The organism is Streptomyces sp. B1I3, assembly GCF_030816615.1.
Taxonomy (GTDB): domain Bacteria; phylum Actinomycetota; class Actinomycetes; order Streptomycetales; family Streptomycetaceae; genus Streptomyces.
This window is the reverse complement of sequence record NZ_JAUSYD010000001.1, coordinates 2,716,006-2,733,390: the sequence shown is the minus strand read 5'-3', so window position 1 is coordinate 2,733,390 and position 17,385 is coordinate 2,716,006. Positions and strand designations below refer to the sequence as shown.

The window sequence follows — 17,385 nt, the reverse complement described above, 5'->3', positions numbered from 1 at the left end:
CGTAAGGGGTGCACGGTGAGGTCCATCTGGAACGGCTCCGTCTCGTTCGGCCTGGTCAGCATCCCGGTCAAACTGATGAACGCCACCGAGAACCACTCGATCTCCTTCCGGCAGATCCACCTCGCCGACGGTGGCCGGATCCGGTACCGCAAGGTCTGCGAACTCGACGAGGAGCAGGTCCCCGCGTCGGACACCGTCAAGGCGTACGAGGAGTCCGACGGCACCGTGGTCCCCGTGACCGACGAGGATCTGGCCTCGCTCCCGCTGCCCACCGCCAAGACGATCGAGATCGAGGGCTTCGTGCCCGCCTCCGCGATCGACCCGCTCCAGCTGGACTCCGCCTACTACCTCTCGGCCAACGGGGTCCCGGCCGCGAAGCCGTACGCCCTCCTGCGCGAGGCACTGAAGCGCAGTGAGAAGGTCGCCGTCGCGAAGTACGCGTTGCGCGGGCGGGAGCGGCTCGGCATGCTGCGGGTGGTCGACGACGTGATCGCGATGCACGGACTCCTGTGGCCGGACGAGATCCGCGCCCCGGAGGGCGTCGCCCCGGACTCCGGCGTCACGGTCCGCGATGCCGAACTCGACCTGGCCGACGCCCTGATGAACACCCTCGGGGAGGCCGATCTCGACACGCTCCACGACGACTACCGCGAGGCGGTCGAAGAACTCGTCACGGCGAAGGCCGCCGGGGAGACGGTGGAGCCGGAGGGGGACGAGGAGGCGGGCGGGGGCAAGGTCATAGACCTGATGGCGGCACTTGAGAGCAGCGTGCGGGCCGCCAAGGAGTCCCATGGCGGGGACGGGGGCGGGGACGCGGAGGGGGGCGAGGTGGCGGACGTGCACCACATCACCTCCGGCGGGAAGCGGAAGAAGACGGCGGGGAGGAAGCCGGCCTCGGAGGAACCGGCCCGGAAGAGGGCGCCTGGGAAGCGAGCGGCCGAGAAGAAGGCGCCCGCCGAAGAGGCTCCCGCGAAGAAGGCTCCGGCCAAGGGCGCGGCGAAGAAGACCGCGGAGAGTGAGCCGGCCAGGAAGACCTCGGAGAAGAAGCCGGCCACGAAGACCGCTGAGAGGAAGACACCGGCGAAGACCGCGGAGAAGAAGGCACCGGCGAAGAAGGCACCGGCGAAGCGGACGGCCGCCAAGAAGACCGCCTCAGGCGGCCGGGCCGCCCCGAAGAAGTCGTCCGCCCCCCGGAAGCGCACCTCGGCCTGACCTCCCCACCCCACCCTGATGGCCGAAGGCACGCCGGTCGCCGCTGTACCTGTCCCGCTCGATCACGTAGGTGCAGCTCGTGTACGTGTAACCCGGATCCGGGCACGCTCCCGTGCTTCCATACGGTCCCCCAACCGTGGTACCACCGCGAGTCCCCGAAAAGCTGCCCGCACTCATCGCAATGCACGCGTCGTTCCGGATGCCCGGGCACTACAGTGCGAGATGCCGCGACTGGCGCGCGCCCGGCAGGGTGCTCCGTGGAAACGACCACGAGGGAGCGGCAGACCCCGGGCGTGTCCGGGGCGTCATCTCCGGAAGGCCGTCCGCCTGGGCATCCGGGTCCATGTCGCAGCAGTGCGACCGACCCGGGAGGTTTCCCGTGACCGTCCAGCCGTCCGACATCCGCCACCCCGCCCTGACCGCCGCGGACCCGGAGCTCGCCGCCCTGGTGGGCGCCGAGGAGCGCCTCCAGGCGGACACCCTGCGCCTGATCCCCAGCGAGAACTACGTGTCCGCCGCCGTACTGGAGGCCTCCGGCACCGTCCTGCAGAACAAGTACTCCGAGGGCTACCCCGGAAAGCGGTACTACGAGGGCCAGCAGGTCATCGACCAGGTGGAGACGCTCGCCGTCGAGCGGGCCAAGGCGCTGTTCCGGATGGAGCACGCCAATGTGCAGCCCTATTCCGGCTCACCGGCCAACCTCGCCGTCTACCTTGCCTTCCTGAAGCCCGGGGACACGGTCCTCGGCATGTCGCTGCCGATGGGCGGACACCTCACGCACGGCTGGGGCGTCTCCGCGACCGGCACGTGGTTCCGGGGCGTGCGGTACGGGGTGCGGCGCGACACAGGGCGCGTCGACCTCGACGAGGTGCGCGACCTGGCGCGGGCCGAGCGGCCCAAGGTGATCTTCTGCGGCGGCACCGCCGTCCCCCGGGTGATCGACTTCGCCGGGTTCGCCGACATCGCCAGGGAGGTGGGGGCGGTGCTGGTGGCCGACGTCGCCCACATCGCGGGGCTGATCGCCGGCGGCGCGCACCCGTCCCCCGCCCCCTACGCGGACGTCGTGTCCACCACCACCCACAAGACGCTGCGCGGGCCGCGCGGGGCGATGCTGCTGTCCCGGGCCGAGCACGCGCGAGCCATCGACCGGGCCGTCTTCCCCGGACTCCAGGGTGGCCCGCACAACCAGACCACCGCCGCGATCGCGGTCGCGCTGAAGGAGGCCGCGGGGGACGATTTCGGCGCGTACGCCCATCAGGTCGTCGCCAACGCCCGCGCACTGGGGGAGGAGCTGGCGGCCCGCGGCCTCGACCTGGTCTCCGGCGGTACGGACAACCACCTGCTGCTGCTCGACCTCACCGCGCGGGGCGTACCGGGCAAGGTCGCGGCCAAGGCACTGGACCGGGCGGGGATCGTCGTCAACTACAACACCGTTCCGTACGACCCCCGCAAGCCCTTCGACCCCTCCGGCATCCGCATCGGGACCCCGGCCCTGACGTCCCGAGGCGTACCGGCATCGGAGATGCGCGCCGTCGCACAGTGGATCGACCTCGTGGTCGATGCCGCCCGTACAGGTGACGAAACCATCGTTTCCAAGGTCCGGGCCGAGGTGAAGACGATGATGGACGCCTATCCGGCGCCCGGCCTCCCCCTGGCCTGACCGGGGCGCCGGAGCGGTCCGGGGTACACCCGGGCCCGGACCGCTCCGGGAACGCCGTGCCCTCGACCCCGCGCGCCCGCTCTGCGCCCTGTCCGGCGGCCGGACCGGCGTCCACGCTGGGGAGCAGGGACGTCGGAACGGTGAACAGGAGGGGCACGATGCAGGATCTCAAGGTCACGTCATGGCAGCTCTTCGGGCACGACCGGCTCTACGTGAACCTGCCGGACGGCACCGCGATCGGATGGGCCGACCTGGCGAGCGGCACGATAACGGTCCTGCACCCGCGCTACCGCGATGCCGTCACCGACGCACTGGCGCGCCAGGTCCCGGACATCCCGGCCCTCGGCGAGGTGGCACCCCCGGGACCGCCGGTCCCGCCGCCGGTACCCCGTATCCCGCCCCTGCGGCGGCTGCGGAAGCGAGGTGCGGGAGAAGGACCGGGAGCGGGACCGGCGGACGGGCCGTCGGTACCGCTCGCGCAGCCGGCCACCTCACGGGTCCCGCAACCCCGTCCGCCTACGGCCCCGGAGACGGGTCCGGCCCGCGTACGCGCCCCCGGGACGCTCCCGGCATCGGCATCGGCATCGGCATCGCCATCCGCGCCGCCAACAGCGCCGGCCCCGGCCCCGCGCCAGGGTGACCGGGTCCCCGCGTCGGGTCCCGTCGCGGAGCCCCGACAGGACCGTGCGTCCGCGCCGGGTCCCGTGGCGCCGGGTCCCGTGGCGGAGCCCCGGCAGGACCGTGCGTCCGCATCCGGCTCCGCGCCGGGACTCCGCCCGCACGGGGCGCCCGCGACCGCGTCGGTCCCGCCGCCGGGGCGGTCCCCCCGGCCCGAGCTGCCCGCTCTCACCCCTGCGGACGACCTCGCCGCCCGGCGTCCGGGCGCCGCACTGAGGGAGCAGCTCGACGGGTCCGGCCCCACGGCGCTCGTGCGGGCCGCCACCGGGGCGCTGCGCCGCCACAAGGACGCGGACCCCCGCCGGACCGCACTGGCGGGGGAACGGCGGTCCGGCGCCGAGCTGAAGCGGCTGACCCGGCACGGCTGGCGGGTCCTGCACTCCGTGCCCCTGCCGGACGGCAGTGAGCTCGGGCACCTCCTCATCGGGCCCGGCGGAGTGTTCGCCGTGCACACCGAACACCACCCGCAGGCCTCCGTACGGGTCGGGGAGGACACCCTGCAGATCGACGACGGCATCCCGCGGCCCCACGCACTCGCCGACCACCCCGGGACGGCGACCGCCCAGGCGGTGCTGGAGGCGCACTGCACCTTCCCCGTGCCCGTCCACACCGTGCTGGTGTTCGTCGGCGTCGCCGCCCTCGACGTCGTCGCCGCCCCCGCGGGCGTCCGCGTCCACCGGGACCGTCAGGTGTCCGCACTCGCGCCGCTGACCGGTGTGCTCACACCCACCCAGGTGGAGAAGGTCTACGACGTCGCGCGGCACCGGGAGGCATGGCTGGGCGAGTGACCCAGGACTGGGCGAGTGCCCCAGGGCGGAGCCGGTAGATTTCGCGGTGCCGCCGCCGAGGGAGAAGCCCGCCATGAAGCTCCGCTGTGCCGTGTTCGACGACTTCCAGTCCGTCGCGACCACCGTCGCCGACTGGTCGCCCGTCGCCGAAGACGTCGACGTGGTGAGCTTCACCGAGCACTGCGCCACCGAGGACGAACTGGCGGCCCGACTGGCCGACTTCGACATGGTCGTCACGCTCCGGGAACGGGTGCCCTTCCCGGCGGGCCTGATCGAACGGCTGCCCCGCCTGCGGCTGATCGTCGCCTCCGGCATGCGTAACTCCGTCATCGACTACGCCGCCGCCGAGCGGCACGGGGTCACCGTGTGCGGCACCGCCAGCACCACGACCCCGCCCGTCGAGCTCACCTGGGCGCTGCTGCTGGGCCTGGCGCGCGGAATCGTGGCCGAGTCCGACGCCCTGCGCGGGAACGGGCCCTGGCAGTCCACCGTCGGCGCCGACCTGCACGGCCGCCGGCTCGGGCTCCTCGGGCTGGGCAAGATCGGCGGCAGGGTCGCCGCGGTGGGCCGGGCGTTCGGCATGGACGTGGTGGCCTGGAGCCACAACCTGACCCGGGAGCGGGCCGAGGAGGTGGGGGCGGTCCTTGCCCCGTCGAAGGAGGAACTGCTCAGGAGCAGCGACTTCGTCTCCGTACACCTGGTGCTCAGCGATCGCACCCGGGGCCTGATCGGTCCGGCGGAGCTCGCCCTGATGCGGACCACGGCCTACCTGATCAACACATCCCGGGCGGCGATCGTCGACCAGGACGCGCTGCTGGACGTGCTCGGCAACGGGGGCATCGCGGGCGCGGGTGTCGACGTGTTCGACGTGGAACCCCTCCCGGCGGACCATCCGATGCGCACCGCACCGCGGCTGCTGGCCACTCCCCATCTGGGATACGTCACGCGGGCCAACTACGCCACGTACTACACGCACGCCGTCCAGGACATCCGGGCGTACCTCGACGGAGAGCCCGTGCGCCTGCTCGGCTGACCGCGAGTGGCCGCGTCATGCGGCCGAGCTTGTGAGCACCCGGTCGGCCTGCCGGGCGCATCCGGTCGAGGGCAGGTCCCGCAGAAGAGGAATGCTCCGCGGACTGGTCCGCCCGTCGCCCCTCGCGATGTCGCCGGTGGGACTTCTTCGCATGTCTCCCGGGCCTTCAGGGGTGGTGGACGCATGATGTCAGGGTGGACGCGGGGGCGAACCGTCCGCCGGGTCCTTCGACGGGAGGGGCGCGATGCGTGAGCTCTGGACGATCGGGCACTGGACGTGCCCGGAAGAGACGTTCATCGGCCTCCTCGACGCCCAGCGCATCGGCGTACTGGCCGACGTCCGGGCACACCCCGGCTCACGCCGCAGCCCACAGTTCTCCGCAGAGGCGATGCGCGGGTGGCTGGAGCGGGCCGGGATCGGTTACGTGTACCTGGACGAGCTCGGCGGCCGGCGGCGCAAGCAGGACGTGGACCCCGTGATCAACGCGGGCTGGCACAACCCGAGTTTCAGGAACTACGCCGACCACACCCTGCTGCCGGCGTACGAGCGCGGCATCTCCCGCCTGACCTCCCTCGCGGAGTGCGAGCGCGTCGCCGTCATGTGCGGCGAGCCGATGCCGTGGCGCTGTCACCGCCTGCTGATCGCGAACACGCTCACCGCCCGCGGCTGGACGGTCCGGCACATCATGGGCGCCGGCGGGACGCGCGTGCACGAACTGGGCGCCTGGGGCGCGGAACCCCGGGTCGACGAGCACGGCGGGGTGACGTACCCGGCGCCGTAGGCCGCCCGCGACGGCAGGAGCGGAATTCATACGGGTGATCGACGTCGTGTGAGGTACGTTTCTGCCATTCGAAGGGGGCGAAGTGACGAAGCTCAACCAGATCATCGCCGTGGAGAAGGGTGTCAAGAGCAAGTCGCTCCAGGACATCACCGCGGCCCACCACAAGGTGCAGAAACCCGCGCTGCTGGCCGGCATCTCGCGCACGTACCAGCCCAAGGACGAGGAGGGCGAGCAACTCCCGCCCGAGTCGACGCGGGTGCAGGTCCAGGCGGAGGACGTCCTCCGGGAGATGTCCGCGTCGCTGACCCGGCTGTTCGACGTGACCGCCACCAAGGACTGGGCCAACTGCACGGCCCGCGCGGACGTCGCCGTGGACGGGCGGACCGTGGTCGCCGAAGTGCCGGTCAGCTACCTGTTGTTCCTCGAGAAGCAACTCACCGACCTGCACACCTTCGTGAAGAAGCTCCCGACGCTCGACGCCGCCGAGTCCTGGTCGCCCGACCCGTCGACGGACTGGTGGAAGACCGACCCGGTACGCACCATCCGCACGAAGAAGGTCCCGCGCAACCACGTCAAGGCCGAGGCGACCGAGAAGCACCCGGCGCAGGTCGACGTGTACTACGAGGACGTACCGATCGGGTACTGGACCACCGTGAAGTTCTCCGGGGCGCTGCCTGCGCGCCGGGTGAATGAACTGCTGGAGCGGGTCGAGAAGCTCCAGCACGCGGTGAAGTTCGCCCGTGAGGAGGCCAACAGCGCCGAGGTCACCGACCGGCGGGTCGGTGACGCGGTGTTCGGCTACCTGTTCGGCTGACGCCGGACGCGAGGCGGCACCCCCGAACGCCCCCGCGCACGTCGTGGGGGTGCGCACACTGCACGAGGCGGACTCGAGGTCCGTCCCGTGTGACGAGCGCAAGCTGAAACTGACGTTCAGCCTGAAGACGCGGTAACGGTGGAGGTTCGAGTCCTCCCCCCGGCACCACACGCCGGGGTGGCCCAACATGGCAGAGGCAGCCGCGATCACACTCAGACTCTCGCTCCAGCTTCAGTATCGCCGCCGATTGCCAGATCGACCGAGTACGGACGAACACCGTTGAATGCTGGTTCGAATCCGGCCTGCGCCTCTGCCGTGGCGCGGTAGTTCAAAGGCAGAACGCGACGGTATGACGACTGATCCGCACTCTTAAACGGCGCTGGCAAGCGCAATTGGGTGGCAACCCCAGGGGCCCGGGAGCTGGATACGACTCCCGGGCTCCGCCACGTCCAGGGGCGTTGCCCGCACGCGCCGGCCCGCACGCGGCTGCCCGCACGCGCCGGCCCGGGCGCTTCGTGCCGGGGCGGTCCGACGTCCACCGCGACCGTGTCCGCCCGCCGGGGGACCGCCGGCCCGGAGCCGGCCCGGCCCCGGAAGGTGGCGCGCGGGGGTCACTGCCGCACAGGGCCCGGCAGCGTGGACAAAGACCCGGCGGTCATAAAAAAAGACCCCCTGCTCAGTGCTTCCACTGATCAGAAGGTCTTTTCGGCACTTCCTGCGAAGTGCCCCCGGCAGGATTCGAACCTGCGCACCCGGCTCCGGAGGCCGATGCTCTATCCCCTGAGCTACGGGGGCGATGTCGCTGCACTCGGCGGCGACGAGTGAAACCCTACCAGCTCCGAGGGGGTGGCCGGGAACAGGTATTTCCGCGTCGGTGCCCGCCGCGGACGCTCCGGCGTGCGCGTGGCGCACCGGGTGGTGAGCCGCCGCCGGGCGGTCCCGGGCGCCCGGTGCGGGCGGAAGTGGGCAAAACCCGCACGCAGCCCCTCCGGCCGACCTACTCTCGAAGGGTGTCAGGGGCGTACGGCCGCGTGCTTGTTGTCGACGACAACAAGGTCATCCGGCAGCTGATCAGGGTCAACCTCGAGCTGGAGGGCTTCGAGGTCGTGACCGCGGCCGATGGTGTCGAATGCCTGGATCTCGTGCACCACGTCTGCCCGGACGTGATCACGCTCGACGTCGTCATGCCCCGGCTCGACGGAATACAGACCGCTGTCCGGCTGCGCTCCGATCCGCGTACCAGCCATCTGCCCGTGGCCGTCGTCAGCGCCTGCACACCGTACGAGGTGGACTCCGGCGTGGCCGCCGGGGTGGACGCCTTCCTCGCGAAGCCGTTCGAGCCGAGTGAGCTCGTGCGGATGGTGCGGCGGCTCGCGAGCCGCGGGGACCCGCCGCCGTGCGACGGCAGGCGCGGTGCCGGAAGGGCCGGGAGCGCCGCCGGGTGACCCGTCGGCCGCCCGCTCCACGCCACCGGTACCGGTCCGCGCACCGGCACCGTCGGCCGCCCGCATCGCGAAACCGGTTGGCGAAGTGACCCCCTCCCTCCCATACGCTTGTCCCATGACCCCCGCCGACCTCTCCCGGACCGTGCTGCACGCCGTGCGCCGCGCGGTGGACGAGGACGTCCTCCGCGCGCCCGTGCCCGCGCGGGTGCGGGTGGAGAGGACACGTCCGGGCGGCAGCGGGGAGTACGCCTGCGCGGTCGCTCTGCAGCTGGCGGGGCCCGCGGAACTCCCGGCGCGCGAAGTCGCCGCACTTCTGCGGGACCGGATCGCCGGTGCGCCCGGTGTCGGCCGGGTGGAGATCACCGGGCCCGGATTCCTGAACTTCACGCCCGACGCCTCCACCGACGGCTCCGCGCGCTCCGCACGCGTACGCCAGGTGCGCGAGCAGGGGCTCCGGTACGGGTGGGGCACGGAGTGCGCCGGAGAGCTCCACCGGTTCCACCACCGGCGCGAGGTCCGGGCGGCGGTCCTGGCGGACACGGTGACGAAGCTGCTGCGTGCGCAGGGGGCCCTGGCGCGCACCACCTGTGAGGAGGGGCCCGACCCCGACTGGGCGCGCCTCGGCGTCACCGTCGACGCGCACGGGCGGCCCTCCCCCTTCGCGGAGATCAGGCCCGTCCCCGCCGGCGCCACGGCGGGGGAGCTGCTGGAGCGGCTGGGCGCCGACGCGGCCCGGTGGGGCCTGCTGCGGCCCGCCGGGCACGACCGTGCCGCCCTCGGTGAGGAACTGCTCGTGCAGGGCGAGGGGAACCCGCTCTTCCTGGTCCGGTACGCCCATGCCCGCGCCCGCGCGCTCACCCGCCACGGGGCGCTCCTCGGCCTCACCGGCGCGTACGAGCAGGACGTCGAGGCACCCCCGCTGCACGCCGCGCTCGCCGACCACCCCGGCGTCCTCGCCGGCGCCGCCCGCCACCGGGCGCCCGACCGGCTCGCCCGGCACCTCGAGACGGTGGCGCACGCCTTCTTCGACTTCCACGACGCCTGCCCGCCGCTTCCCGTCGGCGACGAGAAACCCTCGGCCGCCCACCGCTCCCGGCTGGCTCTTGCCGAAGCAGCCGGGACGGTGCTCGCAGGCGGCCTGTCCCTGCTCGGCATCAGCGCACCCGAACACCTCTGAGAACCGAGAGAGCAGAGCAGAACGATGAGCCGATCCGCACACCCCGCCGGACCCCGCCACGCCGACGTACTCCCCGAAGGCCACTACACCGCGCCGGCGACCGACCTCAACGTGCTGGACGAGAAGGTGTGGTCCCGTACCGTCACCCGTGACGACGCGGGCGCACTGACCGTCGGCGGGATCGAAGTCGCCCGGCTGGCCGAGGAGTTCGGCACCCCGGCGTACTTCCTCGACGAGAGCGACTTCCGAGCCCGCTGCCGCGCCTGGGCGGACGCCTTCGGGCCGGACGCCGACGTGTTCTACGCCGGCAAGGCCTTCCTGTCGCGCGCCGTCGTGCGCTGGCTCACGGAGGAGGGGCTGAACCTGGACGTGTGCTCCGGCGGTGAACTGGCCACCGCGCTGGACGCCGGGATGCCCGCCGACCGGATCGCCTTCCACGGCAACAACAAGACCGTCGCCGAGATCGAGCGGGCCGTCGAGGCGGGAGTCGGGCGGATCGTGCTCGACTCCTTCCAGGAGATCGTCCGTGTCTCCCACATCGCGCAGCGGCTGGGCACGCGGCAGCGCGTACAGATCCGGGTCACGGTCGGTGTCGAGGCGCACACCCACGAGTTCATCGCCACCGCGCACGAGGACCAGAAGTTCGGCATCGCGCTGGCCGACGGTCAGGCAGCCGAGGCCGTCCGCAGGGCGCTGACCCTGGACGGGCTGGAGCTCATCGGCATCCACTCGCACATCGGCTCGCAGATCTTCGACATGGCCGGCTTCGAGGTCTCCGCGCGGCGCGTGGTGCAGCTGCTCGCCGCGGTCCGCGACGAACACGGCGTCGAGCTCCCCGAGATCGACCTCGGCGGGGGCCTCGGCATCGCGTACACCTCCGAGGACGACCCCCGCGAGCCGCACGAGATCGCCAAGGCACTCAGCGACATCGTGACCCGCGAGTGCGAGGCGGCGGGTCTCGCCACCCCGCGCATCTCCGTCGAGCCGGGCCGCGCGATCGTCGGGCCCACCGCGTTCACGCTGTACGAGGTCGGCACCATCAAGCCCCTGGAGGGGCTGCGTACGTACGTGAGCGTCGACGGCGGCATGTCGGACAACATCCGCACCGCCCTGTACGACGCCGAGTACAGCGTGGCGCTCGTCTCGCGCAGCTCGGACGCCGAACCCATGCTCGTCCGCGTCGTCGGCAAGCACTGCGAGAGCGGGGACATCGTGGTCAAGGACGCCTTCCTGCCCGCCGACCTGGCGCCCGGCGACCTGATCGCCGTGCCCGCCACCGGCGCGTACTGCCGCTCGATGGCGAGCAACTACAACCACGCCCTGCGTCCGCCAGTCGTCGCCGTGCGTGACGGCCGGGCGCACGTGATCGTCCGGCGTGAGACGGAGGAAGACCTCCTGCGTCTCGATGTCGGCTGATGAAATTCACATCTCAAAATCCGGACGGGTGGCAGAAACGCCCGTCCGGTGAGTGAGACTGGTCCACACATCAGAAGTATGAGAAACGAGGTCGGATGATGCGTACGCGTCCGCTGAAGGTGGCGCTGCTGGGCTGCGGAGTGGTCGGCTCAGAGGTGGCGCGCATCATGACGACGCACGCCGACGACCTCGCCGCGCGCATCGGTGCGCCGGTCGAGCTCGCGGGCGTGGCCGTCCGCCGGCCCTCCAGGGTGCGGGAGGGCATCGACCCCGCGCTGATCACGACCGACGCGACCGCCCTGGTCAAACGCGGTGACATCGACGTCGTCATCGAGGTCATCGGCGGCATCGAACCCGCCCGCACCCTCATCACGACGGCCTTCGAGCACGGCGCGGGCGTCGTCTCCGCCAACAAGGCGCTGCTCGCCGAGGACGGCTCCGCGCTCCACGCCGTCGCCGAGAAGCACGGCCGGGACCTGTACTACGAGGCGGCCGTGGCCGGCGCCATCCCGCTCGTACGACCGCTGCGCGAGTCCCTCGCCGGGGACAAGGTCAACCGGGTCCTCGGCATCGTCAACGGCACGACCAACTTCATCCTCGACAAGATGGACACGAGCGGAGCCGGATACTCCGAGGCGCTCGACGAGGCGACGGCCCTCGGATACGCCGAGGCCGACCCCACCGCCGACGTCGAGGGCTTCGACGCCGCCGCGAAGGCCGCCATCCTCGCCGGCATCGCCTTCCACACCCGGGTCAGGATCGGTGAGGTGCACCGCGAGGGCATCACCGAGGTCACGGCCGCCGACATCGCCTCGGCCCGCCGCATGGGCTGCACCGTCAAGCTCCTCGCCATCTGCGAGCGGGCCGCCGACGGCAGGTCCGTCACGGCCAGGGTGCACCCCGCGATGATCCCGCTCAGCCACCCGCTGGCCTCGGTCCGCGAGGCGTACAACGCGGTCTTCGTCGAAGCCGAGGCGGCCGGTCAGCTGATGTTCTACGGCCCCGGGGCGGGCGGCGCCCCGACCGCGTCCGCCGTCCTCGGCGACCTCGTCGCCGTGTGCCGGAACATCATCGGTGAGACCACCGGTCCCGGTGAGTCCGCGTACACGCGCCTGCCGGTCAGCCCCATGGGCGATGTCGTCACGCGCTACCACATCAGTCTCGACGTGGCCGACAAGCCTGGCGTACTCGCCCAGGTCGCGACGGTCTTCGCCGAACAGGGCGTATCCATCGATACGGTCCGACAGCAGAGCCGACAGGACGGAGACGGCGAGGCATCCCTCGTCGTCGTCACCCACCGCGCGTCCGACGCCGCCCTCTCGGGGACCGTCGAGGCGCTGCGCAAGCTGGACACCGTGCGCGGTGTCGCCAGCATCATGCGTGTTGAAGGGGAGTAAGGACCCATGACCAGCAACGGCACCCACCAGTGGCGCGGCATCATCGAGGAGTACCGGGACCGCCTTCCGGTCACGAGCACGACGCCGGTCGTCACACTCCGTGAGGGTGGAACGCCGCTCGTCCCGGCGCAGGTTCTCTCCGAGCGCACGGGCTGCGAGGTGCACCTCAAGGTCGAGGGCGCCAACCCCACCGGGTCGTTCAAGGACCGCGGTATGACGATGGCGATCACCCGGGCCAAGGAGGAGGGTGCGCAGGCAGTCATCTGCGCCTCCACCGGCAACACCTCCGCCTCCGCCGCCGCCTACGCCGTGCGGGCCGGGATGGTCTGCGCCGTCCTCGTGCCGCAGGGCAAGATCGCGCTCGGCAAGATGGGGCAGGCCCTCGTCCACGGCGCGAAGATCCTTCAGGTGGACGGCAATTTCGACGACTGCCTGACGCTGGCCCGCAGCCTCTCGGACAACTACCCGGTGGCGCTCGTCAATTCGGTCAACCCGGTCCGGATCGAGGGCCAGAAGACCGCCGCGTTCGAGATCGTCGACGCACTCGGCGACGCCCCCGACATCCACGTCCTCCCGGTCGGCAACGCGGGCAACATCACTGCTTACTGGAGGGGTTACAAGGAGTACGCGAGCGACGCGATCTCCACGCACACCCCGCGCATGTGGGGTTTCCAGGCCTCCGGTTCCGCGCCCATCGTCCGCGGGGAGATCGTCAAGGACCCGGCGACCATCGCGACCGCGATCCGCATCGGCAACCCGGCCTCCTGGCAGTTCGCGCTGGACGCCCGGGACGAATCGGGCGGTTTCATCGACGAGGTGACGGACCGCCAGATCCTGTCGGCGTACCGCCTGCTGGCCTCGCAGGAGGGCGTCTTCGTCGAGCCCGCCTCGGCCGCCTCGGTGGCCGGGCTGCTCAAGGCCGCCGAGGAGGGCAAGGTCGACCCCGGCCAGAAGATCGTCTGCACCGTCACCGGGAACGGCCTCAAGGACCCCGACTGGGCCGTCGCGGGTGCCCCCCAGCCGGTCACGGTGCCCGTCGACGCGACCACCGCGGCCGAGAAGCTGGGCCTCGTGTAACCGGCACCCCGGTCGGCCTCTCCGCCCCGGTTCCGGGGCGGAGAGCGCAGAGGAGGCGTGCGACACGCACCGTGCGCCTCCTGTGCGCCCTATGTCGCCGCAGAACCTTCCTTCGATAAGCTGTACACAACCCGCCCCGCCGCACGCGCCGCGGTGCAGTCGCCGTAGTGACTGCCGGGTACCCCACCCGGCACCGAACGGCACCCCCACGCACGTCGAAGTACCCGCACGACACCACTCCGCACGACACCACCTCGCACCACCATCCCCGCCGCCGTACAGGAAGAGTCGTCCAACCGATGGCCGGTCCCGCGTTCCGAGCCGCCGCCGTCCGGGTGCGCGTCCCCGCAACCAGCGCCAATCTGGGTCCGGGTTTCGACGCCCTCGGCCTCTCGCTGGGGCTCTACGACGACGTCGTCGTCCGGGTCGCCGATTCCGGGCTGCACATCGACATCGCGGGTGAGGGCGCCGAGACGCTGCCCCGCGACGAGAGCCACCTGCTCGTACGCTCCCTGCGCACGGCCTTCGACCTGCTCGGCGGGCAGCCCCGCGGGCTGGAGATCGTCTGCGCCAACCGCATCCCGCACGGCCGGGGACTCGGCTCCTCCTCCGCCGCCATCTGCGCCGGGATCGTCGCCGCCCGCGCCGTGACGACGGGCGGCGACGCCCGCCTCGACGACGCCGCGCTGCTGGAGCTGGCGACCGAGATCGAGGGCCACCCCGACAATGTCGCGGCCTGCCTCCTCGGCGGTTTCACGCTGGCCTGGATGGACGGCGGAGCTGCGAGGGCGATCAGGATGGACCCCGCCGATTCCGTCGTTCCGGTGGTCTTCGTCCCGTCGACGCCGGTCCTCACCGAGACCGCCCGCGGCCTGCTGCCGCGCACCGTCCCCCATGTGGACGCCGCGGCCAACGCCGGCCGTGCGGCCCTCCTCGTGGAGGCGCTGGCCCGGCGCCCCGAGCTGCTGCTCGCCGCCACCGAGGACCGGATCCACCAGGAGTACCGGGGTCCCGCGATGCCGCAGAGCGTGGAGCTGGTCAACCGGCTGCGCGCCGACGGCGTTCCCGCAGTCATCTCCGGCGCCGGACCGACCGTGCTCGCGCTGACGGAAGAAGGTTCGGCCGACAAGGTGGCCCGGCTGGCGGGTGAGGGATGGGCCGCGAACCGGCTCGCCCTCGACGCCACGGGTGCGATCGTGCTGCCGCTCGCCGCGTAGTCGCACGTGATTGCCGGTGCATGAGAGGGGGAATGTTTGTTGGAGCCGGTAGTGTTAACCTCAAGTCAGCAATCGACGTCTTTGTGGCGCGTTGCTTCGTGTCCCCCTCCGGGACCACCACTCTTCCGGGAGCCTCCCCGACTGCCTGAGCAGCCTGCCTGAGCTTTCGAGCACGCTCCGGAACCGGCACGACACCCTCTTGCTCATCTCAGGAGTGGGCCGAGCAGGGGGATCTCGCGCCGGAACCCCGCACATTCATCTCTTCCGCCGTACCCGGCGGACCACCGCCCCGGCAAGGTCCGCGATCGACACGATCAACAGACCGCAGTCGGACAGCACAACCGGTCGCCGAGCCAGAAGGCCGACGTCCGCTCCAGGGAAGGACCCTTCGTGAGCGACACCACCGATCTGATGGGCGTGACTGCCGACAAGAGCGTCGACAGCGCCGCGCCCGCCGAAGGTGCTGCCACTGGCACCACCGCACGGCGCCGCCGCTCCGGCACCGGCCTCGAGGGCATGGTCCTGGCCGAGCTGCAGCAGGTCGCGTCCGGCCTCGGCATCAGGGGGACTGCGCGGATGCGCAAGAGCCAGCTGATCGAGGTCATCAAGGAGGCGCAGGCCGGGGGCTCCGCCCCCAAGACCGCCTCCAAGACCGCTGCCCCCGCCGCCGCGGACGCCGAGACCAAGCCGAAGAGGCGCGCCACGTCCAAGACGCGCACCGGTGACGAGTCCGCAGCGGCACCGGCCGAGAAGGCCGCGGCCCAGCAGCAGATCGACATCCCCGGTCAGCCGGCCAGCGACGAGCAGCCCACCGGTGAGCGCCGTCGCCGCCGGGCGACCGCCCAGGCGGGCAGCCCCGACACCAAGACGGAGACCAAGGCGGAGCCGCAGGCCGAGCCCAAGGCCGAGGGCCGCCAGGACCGCGGCGACGACCGCGCCGAGGCGAAGGGCGAGGCCAAGGCCGAGTCCGCCGTCGACACGGCCGAGGGCCGTCGGGGTGACCGCCAGGACGGCCGGCGCGGTGACCGTGGCGACCGCCAGGACCGCGGTGACCGTCGTGACCGCCAGCGCGACCGGCGCGGCAAGGGCGACGACCAGGGCCAGGGCGGCGGCGGACGCCGTCAGGGCCAGCAGGGCGGCGGCCAGAGCCAGGGACAGAGCCAGAGCCAGAGCCAGGGCCAGGGCCAGCAGGGTGGCGGCGGCCAGCAGGACGACGGTTACGACGACGAGGGCGGCCGGCGCGGCCGTCGGGGCCGTTACCGTGACCGCCGGGGCCGTCGTGGCCGCGAGGACTTCGCGACCGACGTCCAGGTCGCCGACGACGACGTCCTGATCCCCGTCGCGGGCATCCTCGACATCCTCGACAACTACGCGTTCATCCGGACCTCCGGCTACCTGCCGGGACCGAACGACGTGTACGTCTCGCTCGCCCAGGTCCGCAAGAACGGCCTGCGCAAGGGTGACCACGTCACCGGTGCGGTGCGCCAGCCCAAGGACGGCGAGCGCCGCGAGAAGTTCAACGCGCTGGTCCGCCTCGACTCGGTCAACGGCATGGCCCCGGAGAGCGGCCGCGGTCGCCCCGAGTTCCAGAAGCTGACCCCGCTGTATCCGCAGGACCGGCTCCGCCTGGAGACCGACTCCAACATCCTGACCACCCGGATCATCGACATGGTCGCCCCGATCGGCAAGGGCCAGCGAGGCCTGATCGTGGCCCCGCCGAAGACCGGTAAGACCATGATCCTCCAGGCGATCGCCAACGCGATCACGGTCAACAGCCCCGAGTGCCACCTGATGGTCGTCCTGGTCGACGAGCGTCCGGAAGAGGTCACCGACATGCAGCGGTCGGTGAAGGGCGAGGTCATCTCCTCGACCTTCGACCGTCCCGCCGAGGACCACACCACGGTCGCCGAACTGGCCATCGAGCGTGCGAAGCGCCTCGTGGAGCTGGGCCACGACGTGGTCGTCCTGCTGGACTCGATCACCCGTCTGGGCCGCGCCTACAACCTGGCGGCACCGGCCTCCGGCCGCATCCTCTCCGGTGGTGTCGACTCGACCGCGCTGTACCCGCCGAAGCGCTTCTTCGGAGCCGCGCGCAACATCGAGGACGGCGGTTCGCTGACCATCCTGGCCACCGCGCTCGTCGAGACCGGCTCGCGCATGGACGAGGTGATCTTCGAGGAGTTCAAGGGCACCGGCAACATGGAGCTCAAGCTCGACCGGAAGCTCTCGGACAAGCGCATCTTCCCGGCGGTGGACGTCGACGCGTCCAGCACCCGTAAGGAAGAAATCCTTCTCGGCGCGGACGAGTTGGCCGTGGTGTGGAAGCTGCGCCGGGTGCTGCACGCGCTCGACCAGCAGCAGGCCATCGAACTGCTGCTCGACCGCATGAAGAAGACGCAGTCCAACGCGGAGTTCCTGCTCCAGATCCAGAAGACGACGCCGGGCAGCGGTAACGGCAACGACTGACGCCGCCTCAGCTGGTCACCACGCGACTGCCCCCGTCACACTCGTGACGGGGGCAGTCGCGTCCGTGCCGACGGGCCCGTCGCGTCCGCCGGTCCCCGTCCGCGGTCCCCCCCCCGGAGAGACCTTGCCCACAGCGGCCGGCCCGGGTCACCGGCCCCGGCCGCCCCTGCGACGCGGGACGAACGCGCAGGTGAGGGCCGCGATACACGGCGGTGCCCGGTGGC

13 protein-coding genes and 1 tRNA gene are annotated in these 17,385 nt (G+C 71.7%); 13 read left to right on the top strand and 1 reads right to left on the bottom strand.

The window, feature by feature from the left end; translation table 11 throughout:
• Nucleotides 1–15: 15 nt before the first annotated feature.
• From QFZ58_RS12315 to QFZ58_RS12290, 6 genes are all read left to right on the top strand, one after another.
• Nucleotides 16–1,212 carry a Ku protein gene (locus QFZ58_RS12315; protein ID WP_307124967.1) on the top strand — a complete coding sequence of 399 codons (1,197 nt, stop codon included), beginning with the start codon at nucleotides 16–18 and terminating at the stop codon, nucleotides 1,210–1,212.
• A gap of 379 nt (nucleotides 1,213–1,591) precedes the next feature.
• A complete protein-coding gene (glyA, locus tag QFZ58_RS12310) occupies nucleotides 1,592–2,872 on the top strand; it encodes a serine hydroxymethyltransferase (protein ID WP_307124966.1) in 1,281 nt (426 codons plus the stop codon).
• A 158-nt stretch (nucleotides 2,873–3,030) separates the two neighbouring features.
• A complete protein-coding gene (locus tag QFZ58_RS12305; RefSeq protein ID WP_307124965.1) occupies nucleotides 3,031–4,338 on the top strand; it encodes an NERD domain-containing protein in 1,308 nt (435 codons plus the stop codon).
• Nucleotides 4,339–4,411: 73 nt separating this feature from the next.
• On the top strand, nucleotides 4,412–5,371 hold the full coding sequence (locus tag QFZ58_RS12300; protein ID WP_307124964.1) for a D-2-hydroxyacid dehydrogenase family protein: 960 nt from the start codon (nucleotides 4,412–4,414) through the stop codon (nucleotides 5,369–5,371).
• A gap of 244 nt (nucleotides 5,372–5,615) precedes the next feature.
• Complete coding sequence (locus tag QFZ58_RS12295) at nucleotides 5,616–6,152, top strand: DUF488 family protein (RefSeq protein ID WP_307124963.1); 537 nt, start codon at nucleotides 5,616–5,618, stop codon at nucleotides 6,150–6,152.
• An 82-nt stretch (nucleotides 6,153–6,234) separates the two neighbouring features.
• Nucleotides 6,235–6,966 carry a hypothetical protein gene (locus QFZ58_RS12290; RefSeq protein WP_307124962.1) on the top strand — a complete coding sequence of 244 codons (732 nt, stop codon included), beginning with the start codon at nucleotides 6,235–6,237 and terminating at the stop codon, nucleotides 6,964–6,966.
• A 723-nt stretch (nucleotides 6,967–7,689) separates the two neighbouring features.
• Here the strand turns inward: QFZ58_RS12290 and QFZ58_RS12285 are convergent.
• Nucleotides 7,690–7,761 (bottom strand) — tRNA-Arg (locus QFZ58_RS12285).
• A 167-nt stretch (nucleotides 7,762–7,928) separates the two neighbouring features.
• Between QFZ58_RS12285 and QFZ58_RS12280 the strand changes: the two genes are divergently transcribed.
• The 7 genes from QFZ58_RS12280 (at nucleotide 7,929) to rho (ending at nucleotide 17,161) form a co-directional block, all read left to right on the top strand.
• The gene (locus tag QFZ58_RS12280; protein WP_373428543.1) at nucleotides 7,929–8,411 is read left to right on the top strand and encodes a response regulator; all 483 of its coding nucleotides are present in this window, start codon (nucleotides 7,929–7,931) and stop codon (nucleotides 8,409–8,411) included.
• Between the two features lie 115 nt (nucleotides 8,412–8,526).
• Nucleotides 8,527–9,588 carry an ArgS-related anticodon-binding protein NrtL gene (gene nrtL / locus QFZ58_RS12275; protein WP_307124960.1) on the top strand — a complete coding sequence of 354 codons (1,062 nt, stop codon included), beginning with the start codon at nucleotides 8,527–8,529 and terminating at the stop codon, nucleotides 9,586–9,588.
• Nucleotides 9,589–9,612: 24 nt separating this feature from the next.
• Nucleotides 9,613–11,004, top strand: a complete 1,392-nt coding sequence (lysA, locus tag QFZ58_RS12270) for a diaminopimelate decarboxylase (RefSeq protein WP_307124959.1) — start codon at nucleotides 9,613–9,615, stop codon at nucleotides 11,002–11,004.
• Nucleotides 11,005–11,099: 95 nt separating this feature from the next.
• Nucleotides 11,100–12,401, top strand: coding sequence for a homoserine dehydrogenase (locus QFZ58_RS12265; RefSeq protein WP_307124958.1), 1,302 nt, complete (start codon nucleotides 11,100–11,102; stop codon nucleotides 12,399–12,401).
• Nucleotides 12,402–12,407: 6 nt separating this feature from the next.
• On the top strand, nucleotides 12,408–13,478 hold the full coding sequence (thrC, locus tag QFZ58_RS12260) for a threonine synthase (RefSeq protein ID WP_307124957.1): 1,071 nt from the start codon (nucleotides 12,408–12,410) through the stop codon (nucleotides 13,476–13,478).
• A 299-nt stretch (nucleotides 13,479–13,777) separates the two neighbouring features.
• Nucleotides 13,778–14,695: a homoserine kinase gene (gene thrB, locus QFZ58_RS12255; RefSeq protein ID WP_307124956.1), complete on the top strand. Its 918-nt coding sequence runs from the start codon at nucleotides 13,778–13,780 to the stop codon at nucleotides 14,693–14,695.
• A gap of 390 nt (nucleotides 14,696–15,085) precedes the next feature.
• Nucleotides 15,086–17,161: a transcription termination factor Rho gene (gene rho, locus QFZ58_RS12250; RefSeq protein WP_307124955.1), complete on the top strand. Its 2,076-nt coding sequence runs from the start codon at nucleotides 15,086–15,088 to the stop codon at nucleotides 17,159–17,161.
• Nucleotides 17,162–17,385: the final 224 nt, after the last annotated feature.